Here is a 25,198-nt window from a genome sequence, read left to right as displayed (position 1 = left end):
GGAGTCCCGTTAGGGCATGTCCGGGCGGATCGGGCCGGCCGCGAGGGGCGTCGCTGATCGGTGCGGGTGTCGCGTCTCGCGGGGTCGGGTCGTCAGTCGGCCGGCGCCCAGTAGTCGAGCAGGGTGGCCACGCCGGGCTCCAGGGTCTTCCAGGGGCCGCTGAACGACAGGACCGCGAAGGCGGCGGCCGGGAAGCCGCGGCTGCTCATCCGCGCGCGGGCGTCGCCCTCGGCGGAGCCCGCCAGGATGTCGGCGAGGCCCTGCACACCGGGGTTGTGGCCGATCAGGACGACGTTCTGGGCGTCGTCCGGGGTTTCGTTGAGCACGGCGATCAGCTCGCCGGGAGAGGCCTCGTAGACCCGCTCCTCGTAGACGGTTTTCGGCCGGTGCGGGAACTCCTGCACGGCGAGCTTCCAGGTCTCACGGGTCCGGGCCGCGGTGGAGCAGAGGGCCAGGTCGACGGGGATGCCGGAGTCGGCCAGCCGCCGTCCGGCCTCGGCCGCGTCTTTTCGGCCCCGGTCGGCGAGCGGCCGCTCATGATCGGTCACCTGGGGCCAGTCGGCTTTCGCATGCCGGAAAAGGACAATCCTGCGGGGTTCTGCGACGCTCATGGGATCCAGCTTCGCATGAAACAGGCCATGGGGCGCAGGGAGTTGACGGGCGGCTTCGCCGGTGCTCAGCGCCGTATGAGCTGCTGGACCCGCTCCAGGAACTGGGTGACCAAGGGGTCGCCGGAGGCGGCGTGCGCGTCGGTGGGGTTGAGGACGATCGCCAGCAGCGCGACGAAGGCGAGCGTCGGCAGGACGAGGGCCCACCAGGGCAGCCGGATGTCGACGCCGCCCCGGGACGCCGGGAGGGGCGGGGTGTGCGTAGGGGCCGACATGAATGCCTCCGCTGTCTTCGAGTGGTCCGTGGTCCGCGGCCGTCGCGGTCACGTTTCGAAGGTACGGAAGGAGGAGCCCTCAACCCATCCGGTGATCCACCCAGTTGACCCTGACACCCGCCCCCTAGGGGACGGGGGGTTAACCCCACCCTCAGGGGGCGGACGCGGGTGGGGTCACGGTGAGGCGATCGTGGCGATGATCGCGATGACGATGAAGATGGCGAAGAAGGAGCCGAAGACCAGCAGCATCTTCTTCTGGCCGTTCTGGGGGTTCGGGTCGAGCATGCGGCCAGTCTCGCACCCCGGTCTCTTACCGAGGCCCCCAGGGTGCCTCAGCGGGCCGCCTCGTCCTCCACCGTGCGGTCCCGGCCCGCCAGCACGCCGACCGCCATCTGCGGGATCATCAGGCCGATCATGAGCGCGATGGGCAGGCCCCAGCCGCCGCTGTGCTGGTAGAGCACCCCGACCAGCAGCGGTCCGGGGATGGAGATCAGATAGCCGGTGCTCTGCGCGAACGCGGACAGCTGGGCGACGCCCGCGCCGGTCCTGGCCCGCATGCCGACCATGGTGAGCGCCAGCGGAAAGGCGCAGTTGGAGACGCCGAGCAGGACGGCCCAGGCCCAGGCGCCGCCGGCGGGCGCGAGGTAGAGGCCCGCGTATCCGGCGAGGCCGCAGACGCCGAGGGCGAGCACGATCGGGCCCTGGTGCGGCAGCCGGGTGGCCACCCGCGGGATGACGAAGGCCAGCGGGACGCCCATCACCATCGTCACGGCCAGCAGCAGTCCGGCGGTGCTCGCGGGCACGCCCGCGTCCCGGAAGATCTGCGCCATCCAGCCCATGGTGATGTACGCGGCGGTGGCCTGGAGCCCGAAGAACACGGCGAGCGCCCAGGCGATCCGGCTCCGGGTGATCCGCAGCGGGGGCTGCTCCACGCGCGCGTGGACGCGCTGAACGGGACCGGCGCCCTTCACACGCGCGTGCGCGCTGCGAACCGGCTTCGACGCCGTCTCCTTGTCCCGCACGAGCGGGATCCACGGCAGCACGGAGGCCGCGGCCAGGCCCGCCCACACCGCGAGCCCCGACTGCCAGCTGCCGCCCAGCAGGTCCGTGACCGGGACGGTGACGGCCGCCGCTGCCGAGGTGCCGAGCGCGAGGGCCATCGAGTAGAGGCCGGTCATGGAGCCGACCCGGTCCGGGAACCAGCGCTTGACGATGACCGGCATCAGGACGTTGCTGACGGCGATGCCCATGAGGGCGAGCGCGCTGGCCGCCAGGAAGCCCGCCGTGGAGCCCGTGTACGGCCGTATGAGCAGGCCCGCGGTGATGGCGACCATCCCCGCGCACACCACCGCGCCCGGGCCGAAGCGGCGGGCCAGACGGGGCGCCATGACGCCGAAGACGGCGAAGCAGAGCGGGGGCACCGAGGTGAGCAGTCCGGCGAGGGTGCCGCTCATGCCGAGTCCGTCGCGGACCTCTTCGAGCAGGGCACCGAAGCTGGTGATCGCGGGCCGGAGGTTGAGGGCGGAGAGCACGATGCCGACGACGACCAGTCGTACCGCCCACGCGCGCGGGGCGGGCACCGCCGTTCCCTCCTCGGGTGCGGTCGCGGAGCTGCGTGCCGTCGTGGACTTCACCGTCCGGGTTTCCTCGCGTGCCATGACACCCATCATAGAATCATGGGATGATTGGTTGTCCACCCCTGCGGCGCGCTCTGCCGCCCCGCCCGTGCGAAGGTGTGCCATGCCCCTGAGCCATCCCCGCCGCTCGGCCCTGTCCGAGCAGGTCATCGCCGCGCTGCGCAACCAGATCACCTCGGGCGAGTGGCCGGTCGGTGCCCGGATCCCGACCGAGCCGGAGCTCGTCGAGCAGCTCGGAGTCGCCCGGAACACCGTCCGCGAGGCCGTGCGGGCGCTCGCGCACAACGGCCTGCTGGACATCCGCCAGGGCTCGGGGACGTACGTCGTGGCGACCAGCGAGCTGGCCGGCGTGATGCACCGCCGGTTCGCCGACGCGGACCCGCGGCACGTCGCCGAGCTGCGCTCCACCCTGGAGTCGTCCGCGGCCCGGCTGGCCGCCGAGCGGCGCACCGAGAAGGACCTCAAGCAGCTCGACGCGCTCCTGGTGCGGCGCGACGAGGCCTGGGAGACGGGTGACAAGGAGGCCTTCGTCACGGCGGACGCCACCTTCCACCTGGCGGTGGTGGCGGCCTCCCACAACGACGTGATGACCGAGATGTACGCGGACCTCGGCGAGGTGCTGCGGGACTGGCTGCGCGGGGACGTCGGCGACGAGCTGACGCCGGAGACGTACATGGACCACACCGGGCTCGTCGACGCGATCCGCGCGGGCGACTCCGCGGCCGCCGCGCGGGAGGCGGCCGGCTATCCGTTCCTGTGCCGTCCCGGACGGTTCACAGCGCCAGCTTCCGGTGGCTGATCCACACCGCGCGGATCTCCTTCCAGCACCGGCCGGTCAGCCGCACGGTCTGCGCGGGCCCGGCCCCGACCTCGGCGCCGTCGCTGTCGAGGTCCCACCAGCGCTCGCACTCGATGTGCAGACGGACGCCGTCGGTGCGCGGATAGGGGTTGTGGCAGTAGGCGGTCACCCGGGAGCCGGTGACCCTGCTCCGGCAGGAGGCGCCGAACAGCTCCGGAGCGGCGGAGTGCGCCGCCACGCGTGCGTGCGGCATCGCGTCGTACGGCAGGGACAGCACGAGGCAGACGGCTGCGGTCACTGAGGCCAGGCTGCGGGACAGGCGCACAAGGGGACCTCCTCGGCCGTGCTGGGGAGGGAAGCGCGTGGTGAACGCGTAATCCAGAGTGCGCAGTTGTGGGCCGCCCGCGCCCGGCCGGGTAGGCCGAACGGGGGACGCCCCGCTCCCTGGGGGAACGGGGCGTCGAGGACGTACCGGAGATCAGGCTCCGATGGCGTGCAGACCGCCGTCCACGTGGATGATCTCGCCCGTGGTCTTCGGGAACCAGTCGCTCAGCAGGGCGACGATGCCCTTGCCGGCCGGCTCCGGGTCCTTGAGGTCCCACTCCAGCGGGGAGCGGTTGTCCCACACGGAGGCGAGGTCGGCGAAGCCCGGGATGGACTTGGCGGCCATGGAGGCGAGCGGGCCCGCGGAGATGAGGTTGCAGCGGATGTTCTGCTTGCCCAGGTCGCGCGCGACGTAGCGGCTGGTGGCCTCCAGGGCGGCCTTGGCCGGGCCCATCCAGTCGTACTGCGGCCAGGCGTACTGCGCGTCGAAGGTGAGGCCGACGACCGAGCCGCCGTTCTGCATCAGCGGCAGACAGGCCATGGTGAGCGACTTCAGGGAGTACGCCGAGACGTGCATGGCGGTGGCCACGGACTCGAACGGGGTGTTCAGGAAGTTGCCGCCGAGCGCGTCCTGGGGCGCGAAGCCGATGGAGTGCACGACGCCGTCCAGGCCGCCGAGCTCCTCGCCGACGATGTCGGCCAGGCGGCCCATGTGCTCGTCGTTGGTGACGTCGAGCTCGATGACCTTGGTGGGCTTGGGGAGCTTCTTGGCGATGCGCTCGGTCAGCGTGGGCCGCGGGAAGGCGGTCAGGATGATCTCGGCGCCCTGCTCCTGGGCCAGCTTGGCGGCGTGGAAGGCGATGGAGGACTCCATCAGCACACCGGTGATCAGGACGCGCTTGCCCTCGAGGATTCCGCTCATGGTGATCAGTGACCCATTCCCAGTCCGCCGTCAACGGGGATGACGGCTCCAGTGATGTACGAGGCGTCGTCGGAGGCGAGGAACCGCACCGTCGCGGCGACCTCCTCGGGCTGCGCGTAGCGGCCGAGCGGCACCTGCTTCACGATGCCCTCGCGCTGCTCGTCGGTGAGCACCTTGGTCATGTCGGTGTCGACGAAGCCGGGCGCGACGACGTTGAAGGTGATGTTGCGCGAGCCCAGCTCACGGGCGAGGGAGCGCGCGAAGCCGACCAGGGCGGCCTTGGAGGCGGCGTAGTTGGCCTGGCCGGGGCCGCCGTAGAGGCCGACGACCGAGGAGATCAGGACGACACGGCCCTTCTTGGCGCGCAGCATGCCGCGGTTGGCGCGCTTGACCACGCGGAAGGTGCCGGTGAGGTTGGTGTCGACGACCGAGGTGAAGTCCTCCTCGGACATGCGAATCAGGAGCTGGTCCTTGGTGATGCCGGCGTTGGCGATCAGGACCTCGACCGGGCCGTGCTCGGCCTCGATCTCCTTGTAGGCCTGCTCCACCTGCTCGGTGTCGGTGATGTCGCACTTCACCGCCAGGAAGCCCGCCGGCGGCTCGCCCGAGCGGTACGTGATGGCGACCTTGTCGCCGGCGTCGGCGAACGCGCGGGCGATGGCGAGGCCGATGCCCCGGTTGCCTCCGGTGACGAGAACCGAGCGGCTCAACGGATCACCCTTTCGATAGGGATCTGACACATCCGCCCGAACACCTCGATGACAGGCGGCTTCACCGAAAACCTATCGGGCCGGTCGCAGCCCGGGACATCGGGGCATCGACAGTGGCTCGGGGGGCTCGCTGTCGGGTTTCTACAGTCGGTGCCGGGTCAGGTCGTCATTCCGGGGGCATGGGCGGGCAGACCTGCCGCGAGCGCGGTCTCCAGCATGCGCTTGTCGTAGGTCACCAGCGCCGTGAGGCTCTCCGCCAGAGTGAGTGCGCTGGCTACATGGACGGCGTCCATCGTGCGCAGGCGGCCGGTCAGCGCGGCCGCCGCCCGACGCACCTCCGGGGTCAGCAGAATCTCGCCGACTCTGCGCTCCAGCTCGGTCATGGCGTCGGGGAACGTGCCCATGAGGTCGAGTGTGCGGGTCGTCTCGATGAAGCCCAGAGTACTCGTGGCCATGGGACGGCTTCCCCTGTCGCCGAGAAAGGCGTCCAACGCGGTCCAGTAGTTGCGCCGCGACATCCATGTGACCAGTGCCGAGGAGTCCATGTAGATCACCGGTAGTCCTCCTCGCGTTCCGCGAGGAGGGTGGCGAGCGGATCGACGTCGTCGGGCACGTCGTAGCGCGGCATGCCGTGGCGGTCTGCCGCCGTGTGGTCGGGCAGCCTGATCCGGCCCTCCGCCACCAGGTGCGCATACCGCTGCAGGGGGCTTTGCGCCGGGGTCAGTATGGCGATGACGTTGCCGTGTCGGGTGACCTCGACGGTCTCCCCCTTCTCCACGCGGGCGAAGACGGCGCTGGGGTTGTGTGAGAACTCGCGAACGGAGATGGCGCTCATGGCAACCCCTTTAATTGTGCCTACATAGCCTCCACTGTACCTACACCTGGGCCGCCGAGGTCACACTTCGGGGATGCTCTACGCATCAGTCTCGCCCTCGCCCTCCAACCCGTCCAGGAGCCTCCAAGCGCGATAGGCGAGAGTCTCTCCGTCTTCGGTGACCCACCTTTCCGTGCCCTGATTGGACACGGGGCGTTCCTCCCACTCGGCGAGCTCCCACATACGTGCGATGAGGCCCGACGGCGAGTAGGCGTTGCCGTCCGCTGCCCAGACGATGGGCCTGGTGCGGTTGTTGGTCCAGGTGGCGCGGGAACGCCGTTCGTTCCCGGCGAGCCACTCAGCGAGCGCTTCCTGCTCCACGGGGATGTAGATGTTGAGCCGGAGAGGACTGCCCTCAGGCAGGACCTGCTGGTCGACGAGCACATGCACAGCGTTGGGGCGGCGCTTTCTACGGGGCTTCTTGATCTGTCGCAGGTACTGTTCCGCGATTTCCTCGACAGCGGCGGGGTCCCGGCTACCGAGTTCCGCGAGGACCGCGGCGACGAGTGCGGCGCGCTGCTCGGTGTTGGCATCGGCGCACAGGTGCTTGAGATCAGAGCGCGGGCCGAAACCGTCGTCCATGCACCGGACGAGCAAGGGGACGGTCCGGTCCACCAGAGACGGCACCGCCTCGCAGGCGTTCTTCGCCCAAGTCAGGGCCTCGTCGGGTTCACCGATGCCGGGGTCCTCGGCAAGCAGCTGCTTCAGCACCAAGTGCGCGATGAGGAAAGTGCCGGTCTCGATCACCCCGGCGGTACGCCGACCGTAGCGCTCTCGACGTGCGCTCAGAGCAGCGCGTACGGCCCGGAGCACGAGGACGGCGTTCCAGGTCTCGTACACGCCGGGCACGGTGCGGAACAGGGTGTCGTAGACCCCACCGGCACCCCGCTCCCACAGTACGTCTGTGGAACCGGCCGCGACTAGGCGAGCCGCGAAACGGCTGTCGTTGTGCGCACAGGCGAGGGCGGTGGCAGCTTCGGTGTTGGAGCAGCCCTCGTCATCGCGTGGGGCGAGTTCGCCACGGCGGACGCTGTAGACGAGGCCGAGTTCGGTCCGGAACTCTTGGGCTAGTTCACTCTGGACGCTTTCCAGGGCGATGTAGTCGCGGGGCTGGATGTCGTTCTGCCGGTTGGTGGCCTTCGTCGTGTGCTGGGCGAAGTCCCGGTCCTTGCCGGTAACGATGAAGCGCACGTTGACCTCGGCGAGTTCGGCGAGGCTCTCCTCGTCACCATGTGAGACGGCCTCGATGATGGCCCGCACCGTCTGCGCTCCGTTGACGACACTGGCTCCGAAGGCCGTCAGCCGCAGCGGGTACTTCCAGGGGATCTTTTGCGAGCCGACACCGGTTTCCACCCTCTCGCACAGGATGGTGATGCCATTGTTGTAGTACCAGAAGTTCGACGGCTCCTCGGTCAAGGTGCTGACGAGTTCGGTGTTGATACGGGTAACGCCCAGCGGGTTGCGCAGGTTCAACTCGAAGAGCCGGGTCTCGTGCCGCGCCCAGGTCGCGATCTGTTCGGCGCGGAGAACTCCGACGTACGAGGTGTAGGTGGTCGCCGCGGATCCGAACTCGAACCACGGGAACAGCGAGACGTCCAGGTTTACGGGGTCACGCCGGGTGAAGCTGCGGACCGTCTCATGGATCTCCTGCGCGAAGACGAAGCGTTCACCGACCACGTCGCCTTGGTGGTTGAACTCCGCCTTGCCATTGGCAACGGCCTGAAACACCCCGGGAGATGGGGCATCGGTGCTCATCTGGACGAAGACGACGACGATCTCGGCGACCACGTCCTTGGCGTCCAGCAGCTCCTTGGCCTGCTCGGCCAGGACCCTTCCCCGCTGATTGAACTGGGCCGCCTGGCCGCTGTCGATGAGGGAGAGACCGACGAAGAGATCACGGACCTCACGCTCGCTCGCATACGCCTTCCCCTTCTCGCTCCACTTGGCCTGGATCAGGTAGATGCGAGCCGCCTCCGGGACCACCGCGATGGCGTCGATACCCTGGTCCTGACCGCCGTCGATGACGCACTGGGCGGCCTGAGCCGCGCTCCAACCGGTGACCATGCGAACGCCGTGGGCGGCGAGAGAGCGGGAGCGACGCGCGGTCTGGAGGTCTTCGGCCCTCCTATTACCGAAGTCGCTCATGTCGATGAGGTCGCTGTACGTCTCGTCCAGAACGTTGCGCACCTGTCGCAGGGCGGTGTCCTTCTCATTCTGGGAAAGGGCGATCTGGCGGTGGGACGTCTCGGCCACAATGTTCCTGTTCGCTCGTGCTGGGTGTACGGGGGTGGGCGCAGGGCCGGTCGTACGCATGCGCAGGGCGGGTGACTTGGTGGTGTCAGTCGAACGAGTCCATGACAGCTCGAAAGCTGCGCTGCGCGTCACCGAGGTGCTGCACGATGGACTTCGCGATGGCACGAGGGTCGCCGTAATCGTCGAGGGCTGTCGCGGCACGGCCGTTCAGAGAGAGGCTGGCGTGAGAGGTGCGGAGTATCTCGCTCGCGTCGTAGCGCCTGAAGCACGATGGCTCGCTCTCCAGCGGCTGCCCGGCGGCGCGTATCCGGTAAGTGGTGAGGAACTCCTCGAAGTCGGCTTCCGCCAGGGGGTTCACGGTGTCCGTGTAGTGACGGTCCCGAAGGTCGAACACTCCCACCTCACGCGTCGCAGGCTCCCCGGACGGCCGCGGGGTGGATTTCGTGAAGAAAAGGATGTTCGACTTGGAGTTGGTGTCGTAGAACATGCCGGTCGGCAGCCGCAGCAGGGTGTGCACGTCGCAGTTCATCAACAGCGCGCGACGGATCGTTTCCGCCGCGCCGCTCTGGAACAGCACACCGTCGGGGACGAAGACGGCGGCCCTGGCGCCCTGAGGCAGCGTGATGGCCAGGTGCTGAAGGAAGTTGGCCGGGAGAAGCGCGTTTGGCGCCCAGAAGTCGTCGCGGTGCTCGGTGTCGGCGGCGACGTCGCTTCTGAACGGCGGATTGCAGATGGCGACGGTCGCGGGCACGTCCCGCTCATGGCGTCGCACGACGTGCTCGCGTGCCTTGAGGGAGTCGGCACGGAGCACCGGCGGCGCGTCGTAGAACGGCCGGCCCGTGTTGAGTAGCACGTTCATCGTGGCAAGGCGGCACATCTGTACGTCGATGTCCGCGCCCGCGATGGCCGAGGCGTCGACGCGTCCGCCACCCGCCGCCATCTCACGGTGCGCGGCGATGAGGCTGGTACCGATGCCAACGGCCGCGTCGACGACCCTGTCACCAGGCGTGAGAGCCAGGGCTCTCGCCACGACGGCGAGCAGCGGGGGCGGGGTGAGGAACTGGCCGGTGTCCCGCTTCGAGCGCAGGTCGTCGCGACAGTCGGCGATCAACTCCGAAAAAGCGGTGCCCAGTTCGTCCCTCGGCACGTCGGACCAACGGTACGGGTCGAACTCCTCAGTAATCAGGCGTCCGAGTTCCGCCATCCTGTCCACGTTCCAAGGCCGCGCGTCCTGGAATAGGACACTCGCGGTCGCGCGCCGCGGGTCCTTCGGTCGCGCATCGCCGAGATCGGCCATCAGCTCGCCGAGCGCCTCATGGAGGGCGTCACCGCTGGCGTCGACAAGCCGCAGCCACGCCCCCTGCGGCGCGACGGCGGGACGCGCGAGAGCCCCGGTGGGACGGGCGCGCTCGTGGTCGAGCTTGAGAAAAAGCAGGTAGGCGACGTGCTCGGCGAACTCCAGCTTCGTCAGCGCCTTGGCGCTGGTCTTGGTCTGGTAGAACCGCTGCCAGCGCTGGAGAATGCGCCGCGCCTCCCACCCTCGCTCCGGCCCTCTCGCCGCTATCTCGTCCCGCTCTGTCGCCACGTGAGCCCCACCCGTTGTCGTACGTCCCTGTCCGAGCGGACACGTCGACGGCAGCAGCATGCGATGACACCACGTCAGAACGACGGAGGGCGCCGCGAACGATCAGCTCCCTCCCATCGTAGGACGCAGCGCATTTGTTCGCTGCGGTGAGCAGGTACTTGGAGGGTGCCCTACTCCCCCGCGATCCGGCAGCACACCTGCTTGCCGACCGGCGTGGCAGCGATTCGCCAACCCGGGGCGAGCAGGTCCACGAGAGGGAGCCCACGCCCCGATTCGGCTTCTGGATCGCCGAGTGGTACGCCACCGTGGACGGGGAGCGCACTCCGGTACGGGTCGTGCAGCCGGACCCAAACGGCCCAATCCGCGCCGGTGTCGCGCCAGAGGCGCGGCTCCACCTCCACCTCGGCGACGAGCGGCACGAAGTCACCGCAGGCCCGGATGGTGTTGCCGCACAGCTCGGACATCAGCAATTGCGCCGAGTGCGTGAGGTCTTCGCCGACACCGGCCTCGGCGAGGGCCTTGCCGATGAGGGTGCGGGTGGCGCGGAGGTGGTCGGGGGTGGCGGAGAGGTGCAGGACGAAGCCGGTGGAAGTGGGGGTGTGGTACCACCCGAGGGAGTGGGGCATGGGGACTCCTTACACGTGGCGCTTCAACTCGGTTCGGTTGCACTTGAATTGGCGGTCCTGCCCATTCATGATCGATTGCAAGTTTGTCACCAGAGTTGATAGATCGAATTTCCGTTCCCCTGGACGTTCAGATCGTGTGATACAAGCTCGACCCATGCCAAATGTGCGCCCCGTACCCACCGTTCGACGCCGCCGACTTGGCGAGGCCCTGCGCCGGTATCGCAACGCGACCGGGATGAGCCTCGACGCGGCCTCCGCGGAACTGGGCTGGCTGGGGCCGAAGTTGTCGCGGATTGAGACGGCCAACGGACACATTCGCCCAGCCGAAGTGGCACCGCTGCTTGCCGTGTACGGCGTGACAGATCCAGAGATCGTGAGCGCGCTGGAAGGGCTGGCCAAGGACGCCCGGAAGCAGGGGTGGTGGCAGACCTACAGCGGAGTCGTAGCCCCGGCGTACGCCGACTACATCTCCCTGGAGTCAGACGCGGAAAGCATTCGTATCTGGAGTCCGCTGCTCGTTCCAGGGCTCCTTCAGTCTGCTGGCTACGCATGTGAGACTGCCGCGGCCAACGCCACCACGCGCACTCCGGAAGAGACAGCGGCCCTAGCCGAAGTTCGTATGGCACGGCATGCGATGCTCACCCGTCCGAAGGCACCCTTGAAGTTCTGGGCAGTGATCCACGAGGCGGTCCTGTATCAACGCTTCGCCGTACGTCCTGACACGATGCGCAACCAGTTGCGTCGGCTGCTGGATGCCGCGGAGCTACCCAACGTCACTTTGCAGGTCATGCCGTTGGCCGCGACACCGCACCCTGGAGGCGCTGGCGGTTTCAACCTGGTCGGCTTTCCTGGGCCGATGCCGGATGTCGTTCTCTTGGAAAACTCATCGGTGCGACTTACGTTGAGGGCGTCGACGAAGTGCAGGTCTTCGCCGACGCCTTCGAGCGCATCGTCGCGGCCGCACTCCCCGTGGACGACTCGACGGCACTCATCGCACGGATAGAAGAGGAAAGCCGCACGTGACGGACCCAAAGGCAGAGCTGTACGCAGAGGATCTCTCTGCCGCGAAATGGCGCACGGCATCCGCAAGCGCAGGCGAGAACGGCTGCGTCGAGGTCGCCGAACTGCCGCGCGGCGCGCGGGCCGTGCGCAACTCGAAGAACCCGGAGCGGGAGCCGCTACGGTTCACCGCGTCCGAGTGGGCCGCATTCCGGGCGGGCGTGCTGGCCGGCGAACTGTGAGTTCACAGGCGTAGGAACAGCAGCGGGCCGGAGGTTCCAATGAACCACCGGCCCGCTGTAAACCCCTACTCGTCGTCGCCCGACTGCGGCGCGTCCTTCTTCAGGGCGCGGGCCACGGCCGTGAACTGGGCCAGCGCGACTTCGAGTTCGTCGACGATCTCTTGTGCGATCACATCGGGCGAGGCGTACTCAGTGGTGGCACCGGATGCGGACTTCAGGACCGTGAGGTCGAGGTTGACCTTGTCGCGGGCGATCAGCTCGTCGTAGCCGTAGGCGCGGAAGCGGTCGCTCGGCTTACGAGCGGTGAAGTCCTTGCCGCCCGAGTGGTAGGCGGCGACGAAGTCGTCGAGGTGCTCGCGCCTCAACTGCCGCTGCTTGAGCGTGAAGCGCTGGTCCGTGCGGAAGTCGTAGACCCAGAGCTGACGGGTGCCGGGGCGGCCGCCGGAGCGCTGGCCGGTCTTGTCGAAGAAGAGGACGTTGGCCTTGACGCCGTTGGCATAGAAGATGCCGGTGGGCAGGCGCAAGAGGGTGTGGACGTCGCAGAGGTTGAGCAGGTTCTTGCGGATCGTCTCGCCGGCGCCGCCTTCGAAGAGGACGTTGTCGGGCAGGACGAGGGCACCCCGGCCGTTGGTCTTCAGCAGGTTGTAGATGTGCTGGACGAAGTTGAGCTGCTTGTTGGTGGTCGGCGCCCAGAAGTCGGTACGGGCGGTGTAGGACTCGCCTGTCACTGAGCCGACGCCGAAGGGCGGGTTGGCCAGCACGATGTCGTAGTGCTTGATCGGGGACCGGGCCAGGGAGTCCTGGATGGTGATGAGTGGCTTGGCCTCTGAGCGGCCGATGCCATGCAGCAGCATGTTCATCAGGGCGAGGCGGCCGGTCTCGCGGACGAGTTCGTAGCCGGTGATCGCGCCGGTCTGGAGGGCACGGCCCTTGTCGCCATAGAGCTCGTCCTCGTAGTTCTGAACGAGGTGGGCATGCGCAGCGATGAGGAAGCCGCCGGTACCGCAGGCCGGGTCGGTGATCCACTCGCCGGGCTTCGGCTGGACGCAATCGACCATGGCGTCGATGAGCGGGCGCGGCGTGAAGTACTGCCCGGCGCCCGTCTTACGGTCCTCGGCGCCGCGCTGGAGAAGGCCCTCGTATGCGTCGCCCTTGAGGTCCTGGTTCTCGGTGGTCCAGGTGTAGGGGTCGATCAGATCCTTGATGAGGCGTTCCAGGACAGCCGGTTCATGGATCTTGTTCTGAGCCTTGAGGAAGACCTCACCGAGCATCGTTCCGCCGCGCTGGCCGAGATCCTTGAGGATGAACTCGTAGTGATCGAGCAGCGCTTCGGCGGACCGGGTCATCAGGCTCGCCCAGTCACGCCCCTCGGGGACGAGGGGCTCCTCAGGAAGGTTGCGCCGGAAGACGTGCGAGCGGTTGGCGCGCTCGTCGGCCATCTTGAGGAACAGGAGGTACGTGAGCTGCTCGACGTAGTCGAGGGTCGAGACGCCGGAGTGGCGCAGCAGTTCGCAGTACGACCAGAGGCGGTTGACCAGGGTGGAGGTCGAGGCCGACGCGGGTGCCGGTGTGCGGGGAGTGGGGGGTGTCGCGGCGGCGGTGTCGGGGGCGTCCGCGGGGGTCGACTTCTCGGTGCTGTCGCTCATAGTGGTGCTCACAGGGGAAGTGCTTCCTGGGTGCCGGAGGGAACCGGTCGGCCGGAGGTGGTGGGGGCGGCGGCCTGGGTTGTCTTACGGAGGGTGCGCTTGCGCCGGGCGGTCGGCTTGGCTTCAGCGGCTGCCCGCTGGGCGCGGATCCGGTCGAGCAGCGCGGAAGCGGGCTCGTCGGTGGGGTCCTGGGGGACGAGGGTGCCGGTGAAGGCAGCGTGGAGGAGGGCGCGGCGCAGTTCAACCGCCTCCCCACTCAAGCCGCGAACGCTTTCCTCAAGTCTGGAAAGCTCCTCGATGGCTGCACCAAGTTCCTTGCACAGTTCGTCCTGAGCGCTCCTCGGGGGAACCGGGATGGGAAGCTCCCTGCACGTCGAAAGGGCAATATTGAACTGCCCAGCAGTCGCGCGAGCCGTTCCCACCAGAAGACCAATGACGTACGGAGATTGAAGCACAAATCGCAGCCATTCCGGCGAGATTTCCGACCCCGCACGAAAAGCCACAATAGCCTGATTCATATTCCACTCAGGGTGATTCGCCGGAACCACGGCTGTCTTCCCCAAAGGGGGTCCTACGATATTCGTGAGCACGTCACCCGGCAGCACCCTGGAACGCTTGAGCCCTTGTTCATGCGTATCACGATCAATAAAAGTTGGACGCACCGTAAAATCTACAAATCCACGCTTCGAAATATTGTAGACCTTAAGGAAAGGAACATCACCCACATCCGCATGCATAAGCGAAGCCTGCGGTGTCGAACCAGATACGATCGAAGAGCACACGTCCCGCGCTACACGCCATGACCACCCTGCAGGAAGGGCACGTAGAGACGTGTAATCAATCTTCCTGCTGGACTGCGTTCGAATCTCCTCCAGGGATTCCTCCCCTGACTCGTATTTCAAGCCAAGGACACACCTGTCGAGCATGCTGTCCACGAGTGGCTGCTGTTTAGCAGAAGCAGCCTCAACAGCCGCCTCGCCCGCCTCGATGTGCGCCAGCTGTTCGTCCAGCTTGGCGACGATGCGGTGCTGTTCGGCAAGGGGCGGGACGAGGATCTCAAGGTCCGCCAAGTACGGTCGCGGGACCCGACGCTGACCCACAGCACCTGACATGTGCTGCTCTGCCACACGGCGCACGTTTCGTTGCAACAGGTAATGCATCACGTACTCGGGCAGGACCGCTCCACGGCTGCGCAACACGTGAAATTCGGTGCTCCCCAGCGCCCGTCCACCCGTCAGCCCTCGCGCGACCACAATCTTCCCGTTCTCCATGCAAGGAGTGATCTTGGCGAAGAGTACGTCATTCTCCTGGAACCGAGTCAGCGACTTCTTCTTGAGGTCGCCGTACCGCACCTGCGCGGAGGCATCCATACGCCCTGTCTCAGCTTCGACAGCGGCCATGGGAACTTGAGAAATCAGGTCATCGTCATCGGGCTCTTCGTCAAATCCGCGGGGGTTTACCTCACACAGTTCACCGATACTGACCCGCGCCCACCCCTCCGGCAGCCCGTTCCCCGACAAGTCCGCCGAACCCCCCGGCCCCGCACCCCACTCGGCCGTCACGCGCTCAGCTCCCTGTCCAGTTCCTCAATGATTTGTTCTGCCCGCGTCTCACCGAATTCGGCGAGGAATCCATCAGTTCCGTTTCGCTTCGCGAAAGGATCGTAATCGAGGTCAGCGGTGTCGAAGCGTACACTCCCGGCGGTCGCCACAGCGATACGGTCGAGCCACCAGCGCTGACGTTCAGTGAAACGGGTGCCCATCTGTTCCTGACGGGCGATCCACGCCGCGTAACGCTCCTCCACGAGCTCCGCGTACGGGCGTGGGGCCGGGGCGCCCCTTTCGGCACCGCCAGCGAGTTCGTAGCGGAGCAGGGACAGCAGGTCGGCGGCCGTGTGCCGGCGGCGGACCTCGTCCAGCGTCGCCTCGCCGAGCTGCTCGTAAGACCTCCACAGCCGGTCCGGGGTCCACGCACGCGGCGGCCGGGCGATGCTGCGGGCCACGTCCTTCAGCTGGCGCATCGCGTCGCCCGGCCGGACATCGGAGCCCGCGCTGAAGGCCAGGGACATCGCCGCGATCTTGTCCCGGTTGTCGTCGATGTACTGGCGCCAGCTGCGGACCGTCTCCGTCGCCGCTTCTTTGTCGTCGACGACCCCACCCGCGCGCAGCAGCTCGTCCACGCCGTTCTCGTCGTAGAGGATGTCCTTCGCCCGGCGCATCTCCAACAGGCGGGAGCGCAGCGCCGGTTGAGCGGCCAGAGGCTTGATCGCCTCTTCGATGAGGTCGCGTACCGCCCGCTCAGGGTTGCGGCCCGCGCGCTCGGCGGCCTCTCGTGCGTCCAGCTGTTCGTCCGCCGAGACAGCCTTGACCATCTTCTGGACGATGTCCTTCAGCTCCCGGCCACCGCTCAGGCGTGCCACTTCCGCGCGCTCCTCGCCCGTCATCTGAATGTCGAGCTTGGCGAGGCGCGCGGCGAGGGTGGAGACCTCTTCCTCTTCAATGGTGTTGGCCGCTGTCTTGCGCAGTAGCTTCTCCAGGCTGATCTGTTTGTCCGTGTGGCGTTCCAGCGGTGCCGCGTCGATCTTCGGCTTCTTCGTCACGCCGACCGCGTCGACGATCACGAAGCGGGTCTTGGGGCCGACCCCCGGGGTCACCTTCTCGAACTCCGTCAGCGTCAGGGTGCGTGCGCCACGGCCCTTCATCTGCTCGAAGTAGGCCCAGCTCTTCACATCGCGCAGGAACAGCAGGCATTCCAGCGGCTTGACGTCCGTACCCGTCGCGATCATGTCGACGGTCACCGCGATCCGCATCTGGGGGAGGTTGCGGAAGTTGGCCAGTCGCTCGGCCGCGTTGCTCGCCGCGCTCGTGATCTTCGCGCAGAAGTCGTTTCCCTTGCCGAAGACATCGCGGATGACCTCGACGATCTCCTCTGCGTGGTTGTCGTTCTTGGCGAAGACCAGCGTCTTCGGGACGTACATCTCGTCCCACCGCAGCGCGCCTGTCGCCTTGTCGTGCTTCGCACGCTCCGGGAAGATCTCCGTGAATAGGCGGTCGTGGAAGGTCTGGACGACCGTACGCAACTGGTCCTTGCTGATGACGCCGACGCCGACCTGCTTCGCGCCGTACTCGATGTCCTCGGCGATGTCCTCGTAGCGCTGACGGCGTGTGCGACGGTCGCGGACGGGGATGGTACCTCGCGCGATGACGCCGCCCTCAGCCGTTATCCGCGTCTCGATCTCGTAGACGGAGAAGTCGACGTTGACGCGGTCGGCGACCGCCTCCTGGTACGAGTACTCGCTGACCAGGTTGCCGTTGAAGTAGCCGAAGGTCTGGGCCACGGGGGTGGCGGTGAGGCCGACGATCGGAGCGTCGAAGTACTCCAGGACCGAGCGCCATTTGCCGTAGATGGAGCGGTGGCACTCGTCGACGATGATCAGGTCGAAGGCCTCGGGCGGGATGGTCGCGTTGTAGCCGACCTCGATACCGCCGGGCACGTCGACGTCGTACGAGACGTCCTCCCCGTCGGCGTCCCGGTCCGCGTTCGGCAGGCTCACGCCCGTCAGTTCCATGTAGAGGCGCTGGACGGTGGAGATGACGACCTTGGAGGAGGGGAGCATCCCCTCCGCGCCGAGCCGCTGGACGTTGTAGAGGTCCGCGAACTTACGGTCAGTGTCGGGGGTCTTGAAGTTCTCGAACTCCGCGAAAGCCTGCGCCCCGAGGTTGTTGCGGTCGACCAGGAACAGGACGCGCTCCGCGCGTGCATGCTTGATCATCCGGTACGAGAACGTCACCGCCGTGAACGTCTTGCCCGCGCCGGTCGCCATCTGTACGAGGGAGCGGGACTGGCCCATGCCCTGCTGGCCCTTGCCGTATGCCACCGAGTCCTCGACGCCACGTACCGCCTTGATCTGCGCCGGGCGCAACGGCCGTTCGTCCAGCTCGGGCATGCGGTCGCGCAGACGGGCACGATAGCTGGGCGCCTGCATGTCCTCGTCGGCCTGCCGCATCCAGCGGGCCAGGGTGCGCGGCTGGTGGAAGGAGAAGATGCGGCGAGTCCGGGAGTCCGGGTCGAGGGTGGAGCGGAAACGGGTCTCGCCTCCGTCGCTGACGTAGCGGAACGGGAGCGGGGTACGCCAGGCGTTCAGGCGCTCCTGTGCGCTGGTGAGGTGATCAGCGTAGCGGTCGGCCTGCCCTTCGGCGGCAGACAGGTCGGCGCCTTCGCGCTTGGCCTCGATGACACCGACGAGCTTGCGGTCGACGTAGAGGGCGTAGTCGGCCCGTCCCTTGGCTGTGGTGACCTCGCGGACGGCGACACCATTGCCGCGCCAGTCGCCCTGGGCATGGAGGTTCTGGTCCGCGCCGGCGTTCTGCACGTCCCAGCCCGCAGCGGCGAGCATCTCGTCGAGACGCTTCCGGACCTGCACCTCGGTGAGCGGTTCACGGGAAGCCTGCTCGGCGTTGTCGAGGAGGCGGGCACGCTCGGCGACCGCTGCCGAGGCGGCGGCGCGGTCGGTCGCGTCAGCGCGGCTGCGCCCTGCCTGCTCGGCCTCGGCGGCGGACTGGAACTGGGCGAGCTGGTCCTGCATGGCCGCGACCGCGCGGGCCATGTCCTCGCGCTCGGCGCGCGCCCGGGCCAGCTCGCGTTCGGCGGCGGCTCGGGCGGCCTGCTCGGCCTCGGCCTGGGATGCCTGGTCGCGGTAGCTGAGGCGGGCCTCTTCGAGTTCCTTGCGGGCCTGCTCGACATCCAGGAGTAGTCGCTCGTTATCGGCAGCGGGAGTCCGGTCCGGGCTGGGAGGTACGAAGGTCAGTTGCTCACGCGAACCAGTGAGCAAGCGGTGGTACCAGACGCCGAGGCGGAAGCAGGTACGCAGAGCGCGGAATGCGTCGTCGGCGCTGTCCAGACCTGAGTGATTCGCTTCGTTGCCGAGTGTGCGTACCTCATGAAAGGCAGTGCCCACATCTCCGTGCAGGTAGCCCTCGCGGTCCAGGGCGCGCAGCCGGTCGAACTGTGTACCGCCCTCCACGCGGACGCGGCCCCGGCTCACCAGGTCTTCGGCGAGTGCTTCGGCGAACTGACGGGACTTGATTAGCGAGGTGTTCGGATCGGTGAAGACGTGGCTCTCCGCCGACGATCCGTAGGCCACGAGCAACGGCAGATGCGGCAGCAGAAACCCGAAGTTGCGGGACTGGCCAGCCAGGCGTACAAGTCGCGGGTCCGGTGTCCGGGACGCTCCGCCTGCGCTGCTCATGGGGTGGTACCGCCTCTCCGGAGGTGCAGGGGCCGACGCTGCACGTGGGGTGTGATCGCCCGTCGAGCCTAACCGGCCACCTGCGGTTTGCGCGGGTTCTTCGGGTATCAGTGCCGCCTTCGCCCGAGGCGCCGATGACCCGCAATCCGGTCGCCGCGTCCTGCCGCCGCACGTCATGGTTCACTCACTCGCACCGTGCATCGTGCCCTGACCGAAGGGGAGGCCGCCCATGGCCCATAACATCGACCAGTCGTTCCTAGCGCTGCCGCTGCGGGCCTTGGCCGACGCCGCGCTGGCACGCGCGCGTGCACTGGGTGCCGAGCACGCGGACTTCCGGTTCGAGCGGGTGCGCAGTGCCTCCTGGCGGCTCAGGGACGCCAAGCCGGCCGGTTCCTCCGACACCACCGACCTCGGGTACGCGGTGCGGGTGGTGCACGGCGGCACCTGGGGCTTCGCGTCGGGCGTGGACCTGAGCCTGGACGCCGCCGCCAAGGTTGCCTCGCAGGCGGTCGCCATGGCGAAGCTGTCCGCGCAGGTGATCCGGGCCGCCGGGTCCGACGAGCGCGTCGAGCTGGCCGACGAGCCGGTGCACACCGACCGCACCTGGATCTCGTCGTACGAGATCGATCCGTTCTCCGTGCCCGACGAGGAGAAGGCGGCGCTGCTCGCCGACTGGAGCGCGCGGCTGCTGGCGGCGGACGGCGTCAACCACGTGGACGCCTCGCTGCTCACCGTCCACGAGAACAAGTTCTACGCCGACACCGCGGGGACGGTCACCACACAGCAGCGGGTCCGGCTGCACCCGCAGCTGACCGCCGTGTCGGTCGACGAGTCCAGCGGCGAGTTCGACTCCATGCGGACCATCGCGCCGCCGGTCGGCCGCGGCTGGGAGTACCTCACGGGCACCGGCTGGGACTGGGAGTCGGAGCTGGAGCAGATCCCCGAGCTGCTCGCCGAGAAGATGCGGGCGCCCAGCGTCCAGTCGGGCATCTACGACCTGGTCGTCGACCCGTCGAACCTGTGGCTGACCATCCACGAGTCCATCGGCCACGCCACCGAGCTGGACCGCGCGCTCGGCTACGAGGCCGCGTACGCCGGCACCTCCTTCGCCACCTTCGACCAGCTCGGCAAGCTGAGGTACGGCTCCGAGCTGATGAACGTCACCGGCGACCGCACCGCCGAGCACGGCCTCGCGACCGTCGGCTATGACGACGAGGGCGTCGAGGGACAGTCCTGGGACCTGGTGAAGGACGGCACGCTCGTCGGCTACCAGCTGGACCGGCGCATCGCGAAGCTGACCGGCCTGGGGCGCTCCAATGGGTGCGCGTTCGCGGACTCCCCCGGGCATGTCCCGGTGCAGCGCATGGCGAACGTCTCGCTCCGGCCGGACCCGGCCGGGATGTCCACGGAGGATCTGATCGGCAGCGTGGACCGCGGGATCTACGTCGTCGGCGACCGCTCCTGGTCGATCGACATGCAGCGCTACAACTTCCAGTTCACCGGCCAGCGGTTCTTCAGGATCGAGAACGGGCGGATCACCGGGCAGCTGCGGGACGTCGCCTACCAGGCGACGACGACCGACTTCTGGGGCTCCATGGCGGCCGTCGGCGGCCCGCAGACCTACGTCCTGGGCGGCGCCTTCAACTGCGGCAAGGCCCAGCCGGGCCAGGTCGCGGCGGTCTCGCACGGCTGCCCGTCGGCCCTCTTCAAGGGAGTCAATATCCTCAACACGACCCAGGAGGCTGGTCGATGAACGTCAGCATCGGGACCGGCTGGGGGTCCGGGGGCCCGCGGCGGCAGCCGTTGATGTCCCAGCCCCCGGGAAAGCACAGTCTGAACACCACGCAGGAGGCCGGTCGATGAGCGCCCGCACCAACAAGCCGCACGAGATCGTCGAGCGGGCGCTGGAGCTGTCCACCGCCGACGGCTGTGTCGTGATCGCCGACGAGCACTCGAGCGCCAACCTGCGCTGGGCGGGCAACGCGCTCACCACGAACGGCGTCACGCGCGGGCGCACGCTCACGGTCGTCGCGACCGTCGACGGCAAGGAGGGCACCGCCTCCGGGGTCGTCTCGCGTTCCGCGGTGACCGCCGACGAGCTGGAGTCGCTGGTCCGGGCCGCGGAGACCGCCGCGCGCGGTGCCGGGGCAGCCGAGGACGCCCAGCCGCTGGTCACCGGCGTACCGCAGTCGCCGGACTTCACCGACGCGCCCTCCGAGACCTCCTCCGCCGTCTTCGCCGACTTCGCGCCCGCGCTCGGCGAGTCCTTCGCACGCGCGCGTGCGGGCGGTCGCGAGCTGTACGGCTTCGCCAACCACGAGCTCGTCTCGACCTACCTCGGCACGTCCACCGGGCTGCGACTGCGGTACGACCAGCCCAACGGGACGCTGGAGCTGAACGCCAAGTCGCCCGACCGCACCCGCTCGGCGTGGGCCGGGCGCTCCACCCGGGACTTCAAGGACGTCGACCCGGCGGCGCTGGACGCCGAGCTCGCCGTACGCCTGGGATGGGCCGAGCGGCGCGTCGAGCTGCCCGCCGGGCGGTACGAGACGCTGCTGCCGCCGACCGCGGTCGCGGACCTGCTGATCTACCAGTTGTGGTCGGCGTCGGGCCGGGACGCGGCCGAGGGGCGGACGGTGTTCTCCAAGCCCGGCGGCGGCACCCGGCTGGGCGAGCGGCTGACCGACCTGCCGCTGTCGCTGCGCAGCGACCCGAACGAACCGGGCCTGGAGACGGCGCCCTTCGTGGTCGCGCACTCCTCCGGGGGTGATCAGTCGGTGTTCGACAACGGGCTGCCGGTCGGGTCGACCGAGTGGATCCACCGGGGCGAGCTGGCGCACCTGACGACGACCCGGCACAGCGCGGGCCTGACCGGGCTGCCCGTCGCCCCCGCGATCGGCAACCTGATCATGGACGGCGGCGAGGACCGCTCGCTGGAGGATATGGTCGCGAACACCGGGCGCGGGCTGCTGCTGACCTGCCTCTGGTACATCCGCGAGGTCGACCCGGCCACCCTGCTGCTGACCGGCCTGACCCGGGACGGCGTCTACCTCGTGGAGAACGGCGAGGTGACCGGCGAGGTCAACAACTTCCGGTTCAACGAGTCGCCGGTGGACCTGCTGGGCCGGGCCACCGAGGCCGGGCGCACCGAGAAGACGCTGCCCAGGGAGTGGAGCGACTGGTTCACCAGGGCCGCGATGCCGGCACTGCGGATCCCGGATTTCAATATGAGCTCTGTCAGTCAGGGCGTATAACCTCGTAAGCGGCTGTCATACGACCGCCCGAGGACCTTTCGAGGAGACAAGAGAACCGTGACGGACATCGTCGACGAGCTGAAGTGGCGTGGCCTGTGGGCCCTGTCCACCGACGAAGACGCTTTGCGCAAGGCGCTCGCGGACGGTCCCGTCACGTTCTATTGCGGCTTCGACCCGACCGCGGCCTCTCTCCACGTCGGCCACCTGGTGCAGGTGCTCACCATGCGCCGGCTCCAGCAGGCGGGCCTGCGCCCGCTCGCCCTGGTGGGCGGGGCCACCGGCCAGATCGGTGACCCGCGCCCCACGGCGGAGCGCACGCTCAACGACCCCGAGACGGTCGCGAACTGGGTGACCCGGCTGCGCTCGCAGATCGAGCCGTTCCTGTCCTTCGAGGGCGAGAACGCCGCGGTGATGGTGAACAACCTGGACTGGACGGCCGGGATGTCGGCCATCGAGTTCCTGCGGGACATCGGCAAGCACTTCCGCGTCAACAAGATGCTCACCAAGGACTCGGTCGCCCGCCGGCTGGAGTCCCAGGAGGGCATCAGCTACACGGAGTTCAGCTACCAGCTGCTCCAGGGCATGGACTTCCTGGAGCTGTACCGGCGGTACGGCTGCACGCTCCAGCAGGGCGGCAGCGACCAGTGGGGCAACCTCACGGCCGGCCTGGACCTGATCCACCGGCTGGAGCCCGAGGCGTCGGCGCACTGTCTGGCGACACCGCTGATGGTCAAGGCGGACGGCACCAAGTTCGGCAAGACCGAGGGCGGTGCCATCTGGCTGGACGCCGAGATGACGACGCCGTACGCGTTCTACCAGTTCTGGCTGAACGTCGACGACCGGGACATCTCGACCTACATGCGCATCCTGTCCTTCCGGTCCCGCGAGGAGCTGGAGGAGCTGGAGAAGCAGACCGAGGAGCGTCCGCAGGCCCGTGCCGCGCAGCGGGCGCTGGCCGAGGAGCTGACGACGCTGGTGCACGGCGCCGACCAGACGGCGGCGGTGATCGCGGCGTCGAAGGCGCTCTTCGGGCAGGGCGAGCTGGCGGAGCTGGACGAGAAGACGCTGGCGGCGGCGCTGTCCGAGGTGCCACGCGTCCAGGTTGCCGAGCCGGGTCCCGTCGTCGACCTGTTCGCCGAGGTCGGCCTGGTGGCGAGCAAGTCGGCCGCGCGGCGGACGGTGAAGGAGGGCGGGGCCTACGTGAACAACGTCAAGGTCGCGGCCGAGGACGCCGTACCCGCGAAGGAGGACCTGCTGCACGGGCGGTGGCTGGTGCTGCGCCGGGGCAAGAAGAACCTCGCCGCCGTCGAGGTCACCGGGGCGTGAACACCGAAGAGGCGCGGGGAGACCCGCGCCTCTTCAGGGTGTCGCCGTCATGCCCGCTGTTTGCGCTTGCCCAGCGTCGCCATGTACAGCATGTCGCCGACGCCGACGATGATGACCGCGGCGATCAGCTGGAAGGCGTGGCGGCTCCAGTCGATGCCGGAGGTCGCGTCGACGCCGGCCCAGCGTGCGATGGCGTTGCCGACGATCGCGCCGAGCATGCCGAAGATCGTGGTCAGCCAGAGAGGGCTGTGCTGCTTGCCGGGGATGATCGCCTTCGCGATCAGGCCCAGCACGAATCCCACGATGATCGCCCACAACCAGCCCATGGCTGCCTCCTCGTACGGCTCTACGTGAGCATTACGGCCAGTGTCGGCCCGTTCGCGCTACGGCGCATGTCGGGTACGGCCGTACGCGGTACGGCCGAGGCCGTTCGCCCAGGCCGGAGGTGCCCCGGTCTCGTAGGCGACGCAGGCGCGGCGTAACGTGGAAGCCGTCCGGATCCGGTCCTTCGACCGGGTACGGCGTGGAGACGGGGCGGGGACGGTCCGATGCGGGCGGATGGTGGAATGTGATGCGGAAGCAGCACGACGGCGGCAACGCCCAGGTGTTCCGGATCACCGGGGCCCGGACGGGCCTTCAGGAGGACGTGCGGGGGCGACAGCGGCGGTACGTCATCTCGATGACGGTCCGTACGGTCTCCGTGGTGCTGGCGGCCGTGCTCTGGAACGTCGAACGGCACGTCGCGATCGTCGCGCTGGTGCTCGGGGCGGTACTGCCCTATATCGCCGTCGTGATCGCCAACGCCGGGCGGGAGAACGCGCCCTCACTGCCGTCCACGTTCGTGGCCGCTCCGATGCGGCCGATGATCACGCCGCCGCGCGCCGACGGCGGCTTCGCGGAATCCGTCCCGGAGGACGAGGGGGCGGGGTCGGCGTCGGGTGTGCGGGGCGAACCGCAGGAGCGGATGGGAGCGGACCGGGGCCGCGCGGAGGGGTCGTGAGCGGAAGCTCCCCTTCGCGCCAAGCTCAAGAAAAGCTCAGATCAATCATGTTGTTCCAGTGCCGGGCGACGGGTTACCCGTGACATACTTCGAAAGCGCTCCGCATCCCCCGTCGGAGCGACAGACCGACGCCGGGCAGCTCCCCCCGTGGCTGCTCGGCGTCGCCTTTTTCCGCGTGTTTGGTGAGACGAAGCTGTGAGTGACGAGACGCCGATCTGCTCCGCGAAGGGCTGCCGCGTCGACGCGGTGTGGGTGCTCGCGTGGAACAACCCGAAGATCCACACGCCGGAGCGGCGCAAGACGTGGCTCGCGTGCGAGGAGCACCGGGAGCATCTGTCGCAGTTCCTCGGGGTGCGGGGATTCCTGAAGGACGTCGTCAAGTTCGAGGACTGGCAGGCGCCCGAAGGCGCGTAGGACCTCAGCCTCCGATGGCCGACATCGGTCGGTCCGGCTGGACGAAGGTCGGGTCGTCCAGGCCCGCGCCCGCCTTCTTGCCCCACATCGCCTCGCGCCAGATGCGGGCGATCTCCTCGTCCGGTGCGTCGGAGCGGAGCGCGGCTCGCAGGTCGGTCTCCTCGCGGGCGAACAGGCAGGTGCGTATCTGGCCGTCGGCGGTGAGGCGGGTGCGGTCGCAGGCCGCGCAGAACGGGCGGGTGACCGAGGCGATCACCCCGACGCGGTGCGGTCCGCCGTCCACGATCCAGCGCTCCGCAGGCGCCGAACCGCGCTCGTCGGAGCCCTCTTCGGTCAGCTCGAAGCGGGTGCGCAAGGACGTCAGGATGTCCCCCGCGGTGATCATGCCGTCGCGCTTCCAGCCGTGCTGGGCGTCCAAGGGCATCTGCTCGATGAAGCGCAGTTCGTAGTCGTGCT

24 protein-coding genes and 1 pseudogene are annotated in these 25,198 nt (G+C 68.3%); 8 read left to right on the top strand and 17 right to left on the bottom strand.

Annotated elements, in window-relative coordinates:
* Positions 1-92: 92 nt before the first annotated feature.
* The 4 genes from ABZ896_RS41145 to ABZ896_RS41130 all read right to left on the bottom strand — a co-directional run bounded on the left by ABZ896_RS41145 (position 93) and on the right by ABZ896_RS41130 (position 2,553).
* On the bottom strand, positions 93-611 hold the full coding sequence (locus ABZ896_RS41145) for a histidine phosphatase family protein (protein WP_360940580.1): 519 nt from the start codon (positions 609-611) through the stop codon (positions 93-95).
* Positions 612-676: 65 nt separating this feature from the next.
* On the bottom strand, positions 677-883 hold the full coding sequence (locus ABZ896_RS41140) for a hypothetical protein (protein WP_360940578.1): 207 nt from the start codon (positions 881-883) through the stop codon (positions 677-679).
* Between the two features lie 174 nt (positions 884-1,057).
* On the bottom strand, positions 1,058-1,168 hold the full coding sequence (locus tag ABZ896_RS41135) for an SGM_5486 family transporter-associated protein (protein WP_360940576.1): 111 nt from the start codon (positions 1,166-1,168) through the stop codon (positions 1,058-1,060).
* A gap of 47 nt (positions 1,169-1,215) precedes the next feature.
* Positions 1,216-2,553: a CynX/NimT family MFS transporter gene (locus ABZ896_RS41130; protein ID WP_360940574.1), complete on the bottom strand. Its 1,338-nt coding sequence runs from the start codon at positions 2,551-2,553 to the stop codon at positions 1,216-1,218.
* A 70-nt stretch (positions 2,554-2,623) separates the two neighbouring features.
* Here ABZ896_RS41130 and ABZ896_RS41125 point away from each other — a divergent pair, with 70 nt between their 5' ends.
* Positions 2,624-3,319, top strand: coding sequence for a FadR/GntR family transcriptional regulator (locus tag ABZ896_RS41125; RefSeq protein WP_360940572.1), 696 nt, complete (start codon positions 2,624-2,626; stop codon positions 3,317-3,319).
* Here the strand turns inward: ABZ896_RS41125 and ABZ896_RS41120 are convergent.
* The 8 genes from ABZ896_RS41120 to ABZ896_RS41085 form a co-directional block, all read right to left on the bottom strand.
* Complete coding sequence (locus ABZ896_RS41120; protein ID WP_360940570.1) at positions 3,294-3,644, bottom strand: hypothetical protein; 351 nt, start codon at positions 3,642-3,644, stop codon at positions 3,294-3,296. The genes ABZ896_RS41125 and ABZ896_RS41120 overlap by 26 nt on opposite strands.
* Before the next feature lie 153 nt (positions 3,645-3,797).
* Entirely contained in the window at positions 3,798-4,565 is a 768-nt protein-coding gene (gene fabI, locus ABZ896_RS41115) for an enoyl-ACP reductase FabI (protein WP_360940568.1), read from the bottom strand.
* Positions 4,566-4,570: 5 nt separating this feature from the next.
* Positions 4,571-5,275 carry a 3-oxoacyl-[acyl-carrier-protein] reductase gene (fabG, locus tag ABZ896_RS41110; RefSeq protein ID WP_360940566.1) on the bottom strand — a complete coding sequence of 235 codons (705 nt, stop codon included), beginning with the start codon at positions 5,273-5,275 and terminating at the stop codon, positions 4,571-4,573.
* A gap of 158 nt (positions 5,276-5,433) precedes the next feature.
* Entirely contained in the window at positions 5,434-5,820 is a 387-nt protein-coding gene (locus ABZ896_RS41105; protein ID WP_360940582.1) for a PIN domain-containing protein, read from the bottom strand.
* Positions 5,821-5,825: 5 nt separating this feature from the next.
* A complete protein-coding gene (locus ABZ896_RS41100) occupies positions 5,826-6,110 on the bottom strand; it encodes a type II toxin-antitoxin system Phd/YefM family antitoxin (RefSeq protein WP_360940564.1) in 285 nt (94 codons plus the stop codon).
* 78 nt (positions 6,111-6,188) lie between these two features.
* Positions 6,189-8,402, bottom strand: a complete 2,214-nt coding sequence (locus ABZ896_RS41095; protein WP_360940562.1) for an AIPR family protein — start codon at positions 8,400-8,402, stop codon at positions 6,189-6,191.
* A gap of 85 nt (positions 8,403-8,487) precedes the next feature.
* Positions 8,488-9,987 (bottom strand): N-6 DNA methylase, encoded by a 1,500-nt coding sequence (locus tag ABZ896_RS41090; protein ID WP_360940560.1) that lies wholly within the window; start codon positions 9,985-9,987, stop codon positions 8,488-8,490.
* 170 nt (positions 9,988-10,157) lie between these two features.
* A complete protein-coding gene (locus tag ABZ896_RS41085) occupies positions 10,158-10,613 on the bottom strand; it encodes an ATP-binding protein (RefSeq protein ID WP_360940558.1) in 456 nt (151 codons plus the stop codon).
* Between the two features lie 154 nt (positions 10,614-10,767).
* On the opposite strand from ABZ896_RS41085, the gene ABZ896_RS41080 reads away from it, so the two are divergent.
* Positions 10,768-11,616 (top strand): helix-turn-helix transcriptional regulator, encoded by an 849-nt coding sequence (locus tag ABZ896_RS41080; protein WP_360940556.1) that lies wholly within the window; start codon positions 10,768-10,770, stop codon positions 11,614-11,616.
* Between the two features lie 16 nt (positions 11,617-11,632).
* Positions 11,633-11,854: a DUF397 domain-containing protein gene (locus tag ABZ896_RS41075; protein ID WP_360940554.1), complete on the top strand. Its 222-nt coding sequence runs from the start codon at positions 11,633-11,635 to the stop codon at positions 11,852-11,854.
* 65 nt (positions 11,855-11,919) lie between these two features.
* On the opposite strand, the gene ABZ896_RS41070 is transcribed toward ABZ896_RS41075, so the two are convergent.
* From ABZ896_RS41070 to ABZ896_RS41060, 3 genes are read right to left on the bottom strand one after another with little or no spacing between them, the layout of a single operon-like run.
* Positions 11,920-13,500: an N-6 DNA methylase gene (locus ABZ896_RS41070; RefSeq protein ID WP_360940552.1), complete on the bottom strand. Its 1,581-nt coding sequence runs from the start codon at positions 13,498-13,500 to the stop codon at positions 11,920-11,922.
* A gap of 8 nt (positions 13,501-13,508) precedes the next feature.
* Positions 13,509-15,062 (bottom strand): restriction endonuclease subunit S, encoded by a 1,554-nt coding sequence (locus tag ABZ896_RS41065; protein ID WP_360940550.1) that lies wholly within the window; start codon positions 15,060-15,062, stop codon positions 13,509-13,511.
* The gene (locus tag ABZ896_RS41060; RefSeq protein WP_360940548.1) at positions 15,059-18,748 is read right to left on the bottom strand and encodes a DEAD/DEAH box helicase family protein; all 3,690 of its coding nucleotides are present in this window, start codon (positions 18,746-18,748) and stop codon (positions 15,059-15,061) included. Before ABZ896_RS41060 ends, ABZ896_RS41065 begins: the two co-directional genes overlap by 4 nt.
* Before the next feature lie 229 nt (positions 18,749-18,977).
* Here ABZ896_RS41060 and ABZ896_RS41055 point away from each other — a divergent pair, with 229 nt between their 5' ends.
* From ABZ896_RS41055 to tyrS, 3 genes are all read left to right on the top strand, one after another.
* Positions 18,978-20,501 (top strand): TldD/PmbA family protein, encoded by a 1,524-nt coding sequence (locus ABZ896_RS41055; RefSeq protein WP_360940546.1) that lies wholly within the window; start codon positions 18,978-18,980, stop codon positions 20,499-20,501.
* Positions 20,502-20,607: 106 nt separating this feature from the next.
* Complete coding sequence (locus ABZ896_RS41050) at positions 20,608-22,002, top strand: TldD/PmbA family protein (protein WP_360940544.1); 1,395 nt, start codon at positions 20,608-20,610, stop codon at positions 22,000-22,002.
* Between the two features lie 57 nt (positions 22,003-22,059).
* Positions 22,060-23,328: a tyrosine--tRNA ligase gene (gene tyrS, locus ABZ896_RS41045; protein WP_360940542.1), complete on the top strand. Its 1,269-nt coding sequence runs from the start codon at positions 22,060-22,062 to the stop codon at positions 23,326-23,328.
* 47 nt (positions 23,329-23,375) lie between these two features.
* Here tyrS and ABZ896_RS41040 read toward each other — a convergent pair whose 3' ends face one another.
* Complete coding sequence (locus ABZ896_RS41040; protein ID WP_360940540.1) at positions 23,376-23,654, bottom strand: GlsB/YeaQ/YmgE family stress response membrane protein; 279 nt, start codon at positions 23,652-23,654, stop codon at positions 23,376-23,378.
* A 245-nt stretch (positions 23,655-23,899) separates the two neighbouring features.
* On the opposite strand from ABZ896_RS41040, the gene ABZ896_RS41035 reads away from it, so the two are divergent.
* Together ABZ896_RS41035 and ABZ896_RS41030 are read left to right on the top strand one after the other, a co-directional pair.
* Positions 23,900-24,328 carry a DUF3099 domain-containing protein gene (locus ABZ896_RS41035; RefSeq protein ID WP_360940538.1) on the top strand — a complete coding sequence of 143 codons (429 nt, stop codon included), beginning with the start codon at positions 23,900-23,902 and terminating at the stop codon, positions 24,326-24,328.
* A gap of 195 nt (positions 24,329-24,523) precedes the next feature.
* Positions 24,524-24,742 (top strand): hypothetical protein, encoded by a 219-nt coding sequence (locus tag ABZ896_RS41030; RefSeq protein WP_123759849.1) that lies wholly within the window; start codon positions 24,524-24,526, stop codon positions 24,740-24,742.
* A 4-nt stretch (positions 24,743-24,746) separates the two neighbouring features.
* Here the strand turns inward: ABZ896_RS41030 and ABZ896_RS41025 are convergent.
* Positions 24,747-25,198 (bottom strand): annotated as a pseudogene (locus ABZ896_RS41025) (GTP 3',8-cyclase MoaA); the annotation flags it as partial.

It is taken from the genome of Streptomyces sp. NPDC047072, from assembly GCF_040643855.1.
GTDB lineage: Bacteria > Actinomycetota > Actinomycetes > Streptomycetales > Streptomycetaceae > Streptomyces.
This window is presented reverse-complemented; position numbering and strand designations above follow the sequence as displayed.

Excerpts from the sequence above, each read along its gene's own strand:
- ABZ896_RS41125 (WP_360940572.1), top strand. The coding sequence starts at position 2,624 with ATGCCCCTGAGCCATCCCCGCCGCTCGGCCCTGTCCGAGCAGGTCATC.
- ABZ896_RS41130 (WP_360940574.1), bottom strand. The coding sequence starts at position 2,553 with ATGATGGGTGTCATGGCACGCGAGGAAACCCGGACGGTGAAGTCCACG.
- ABZ896_RS41145 (WP_360940580.1), bottom strand. The coding sequence starts at position 611 with ATGAGCGTCGCAGAACCCCGCAGGATTGTCCTTTTCCGGCATGCGAAA.
- ABZ896_RS41085 (WP_360940558.1), bottom strand. The coding sequence starts at position 10,613 with ATGCCCCACTCCCTCGGGTGGTACCACACCCCCACTTCCACCGGCTTC.
- fabI (WP_360940568.1), bottom strand. The coding sequence starts at position 4,565 with ATGAGCGGAATCCTCGAGGGCAAGCGCGTCCTGATCACCGGTGTGCTG.
- ABZ896_RS41035 (WP_360940538.1), top strand. The coding sequence starts at position 23,900 with ATGCGGAAGCAGCACGACGGCGGCAACGCCCAGGTGTTCCGGATCACC.
- ABZ896_RS41060 (WP_360940548.1), bottom strand. The coding sequence starts at position 18,748 with ATGAGCAGCGCAGGCGGAGCGTCCCGGACACCGGACCCGCGACTTGTA.
- ABZ896_RS41105 (WP_360940582.1), bottom strand. The coding sequence starts at position 5,820 with ATGGACTCCTCGGCACTGGTCACATGGATGTCGCGGCGCAACTACTGG.
- ABZ896_RS41135 (WP_360940576.1), bottom strand. The coding sequence starts at position 1,168 with ATGCTCGACCCGAACCCCCAGAACGGCCAGAAGAAGATGCTGCTGGTC.
- ABZ896_RS41080 (WP_360940556.1), top strand. The coding sequence starts at position 10,768 with ATGCCAAATGTGCGCCCCGTACCCACCGTTCGACGCCGCCGACTTGGC.
- ABZ896_RS41140 (WP_360940578.1), bottom strand. The coding sequence starts at position 883 with ATGTCGGCCCCTACGCACACCCCGCCCCTCCCGGCGTCCCGGGGCGGC.
- ABZ896_RS41070 (WP_360940552.1), bottom strand. The coding sequence starts at position 13,500 with ATGAGCGACAGCACCGAGAAGTCGACCCCCGCGGACGCCCCCGACACC.
- ABZ896_RS41050 (WP_360940544.1), top strand. The coding sequence starts at position 20,608 with ATGAGCGCCCGCACCAACAAGCCGCACGAGATCGTCGAGCGGGCGCTG.
- ABZ896_RS41100 (WP_360940564.1), bottom strand. The coding sequence starts at position 6,110 with ATGAGCGCCATCTCCGTTCGCGAGTTCTCACACAACCCCAGCGCCGTC.
- ABZ896_RS41040 (WP_360940540.1), bottom strand. The coding sequence starts at position 23,654 with ATGGGCTGGTTGTGGGCGATCATCGTGGGATTCGTGCTGGGCCTGATC.
- ABZ896_RS41055 (WP_360940546.1), top strand. The coding sequence starts at position 18,978 with ATGGCCCATAACATCGACCAGTCGTTCCTAGCGCTGCCGCTGCGGGCC.